Raw genomic sequence first — 1,590 nt, forward strand, 5'->3', positions numbered from 1 at the left:
CGACGATCTCGTTCTCCAAGGTGATGAAGAGCATCGGTTCACGGCATACGACGGTGACTTCCTCAATGTTGTCCCATGCATCGAGATCGATGTAGGGTCCACCATTTTCGAAGATGTGGTCTTCGCCGGAGAGCAGTTCGAGTGTGACGTTGACCGGGCCGTAGGCGATGCCGGTGTGGACCGAGATGAGATTGTTGCCGGCATCGAAAACCTGGCCCGTGGTGTACGTCTCCGTGGGATCGGTGTCGGCCGCGGAGATGAGAAACGTGTGGTGCCCAGCGCTGATCAAACCGGTGATCGTCATCCGTCGATTTAAGCAGCGTGAACCTTGCAGGTCCGTCGATCCCCCTCAGACGAACGGGATTTCGCGGGGGAGAACCGATCATGTCCAGCGCAGCTGAATCATCCGCCGACGACGCGCGATCCCCACCATCCTCACCGGCTCGTACAGAGAGATCACCGCGAACGTCGCAATCATCAACCCCGCCCCCGATGGTCAGGGCAGGCATACTAGGCGGCATGAGCTACAACCTGGCGTTCTGGGCTGGAGGCGATGATCTCGACCCCGACAACGTCTACACGCGCCTGAACGACGAGCAATCCGTCAATGGTGTCGACGTGGTGGACCGGGACCGTGTCTTGCGGGCTTTTGCGGAGGACCTCCCAGGCTGGACATGGGACGGGCAGTTCCTGCGCCCGCCCGGGACTGACCCCGAAGGAACGCCGGCCTATGACGTGTCCTTAGGTGAGCAGTTGGTCGAGTTCATCGGCTACAGCTTCCGAGGCGAGCATGCCAACGAGATCATCGGCGCGATGCACTCACTCGGCTACCGACTCTACGACCCGCAAATCAGCGAACGATTCGCCTGAGCCACGACGGAAAGGAGTGAAAATGCCGTCGACATCACTGCTCCGAACCATGACGGACGGACTGACCTTGAGAGCAGTGTCGCCTGAGGGGCCGCCAGCATCCGAAAGTGTCACCGCCGCTCTCGTTGTTCGTTCGCTGCAGTTACTTCGCGACATCGACCCGGTCTTCGGTGTCGACCTCTATCAGTCGGTAGGCGACGATCTCCCCGTTATCTTTTAGAAGGTCCTTGAAATTGAGGGCTGCGGTCGCCAGACCTGGTATGACTTCTTGCCCCTGTCATCAATGATCCGGGGGGTGGTGTCGCCGGGTGTGGTGGCGTCGATAAACCGCTGATAGGGACAGGGCCGCTGATCGTGAGCAGGTCTCTTCATAACGTGGGTGTCGGGTATTGACGTCTGATCGGCGACCGGCAGGACCGGACGAAGGACTGCTTCATGGACACGAGCTACGCCGTGTTTTGTGGCATTGACGTCGGCAAATCCGAACATCATGCCGTTGGACTGGACGACCGCGGGACCCGCCTGTATGACAAGGCGTTGCCCAACGATGAAACCCGATTGCGTGCGGTGTTCGACCATCTCGCAACGCACGGACCAGTGTTGATCGTGGTGGATCAGCCCAACACGATCGGCGCATTACCAGTCACCGTAGCCCGCGCATACGGGCACCAGGTGGCATATCTACCGGGTCTGTCGATGCGCCGAATCGCTGATCTTTAT

General features: G+C 59.6%; 3 protein-coding genes and 1 pseudogene. 3 read left to right on the forward strand and 1 reads right to left on the reverse strand.

The genetic code is table 11. From position 1 onward, the window contains the following. Positions 1–304 (reverse strand): annotated as a pseudogene (locus tag G9U53_RS33105) (hypothetical protein); the annotation flags it as partial. Between the two features lie 215 nt (positions 305–519). On the opposite strand from G9U53_RS33105, the gene G9U53_RS33110 reads away from it, so the two are divergent. The 3 genes from G9U53_RS33110 to G9U53_RS33120 all read left to right on the forward strand — a co-directional run. After that, positions 520–870, forward strand: coding sequence for a hypothetical protein (locus G9U53_RS33110; RefSeq protein ID WP_165639974.1), 351 nt, complete (start codon positions 520–522; stop codon positions 868–870). 22 nt (positions 871–892) lie between these two features. After that, a complete protein-coding gene (locus G9U53_RS33115; protein WP_165639973.1) occupies positions 893–1,090 on the forward strand; it encodes a hypothetical protein in 198 nt (65 codons plus the stop codon). A 215-nt stretch (positions 1,091–1,305) separates the two neighbouring features. Further along, positions 1,306–1,590, forward strand: a 285-nt coding sequence (locus G9U53_RS33120) for a transposase (RefSeq protein WP_165639975.1), incomplete at its 3' end; no start/stop codon positions are given.

Origin of the sequence: Rhodococcus sp. D-46 (assembly GCF_011290655.1) — a bacterium.
In the GTDB taxonomy this organism is placed as follows: Bacteria; Actinomycetota; Actinomycetes; order Mycobacteriales; family Mycobacteriaceae; genus Rhodococcus_F; species Rhodococcus_F qingshengii.

What these genes read in the sequence shown, in the direction of transcription:
- G9U53_RS33110 (WP_165639974.1), top strand. Translation starts at nt 520, where the DNA reads ATGAGCTACAACCTGGCGTTCTGGGCTGGAGGCGATGATCTCGACCCC.
- G9U53_RS33115 (WP_165639973.1), top strand. Translation starts at nt 893, where the DNA reads ATGCCGTCGACATCACTGCTCCGAACCATGACGGACGGACTGACCTTG.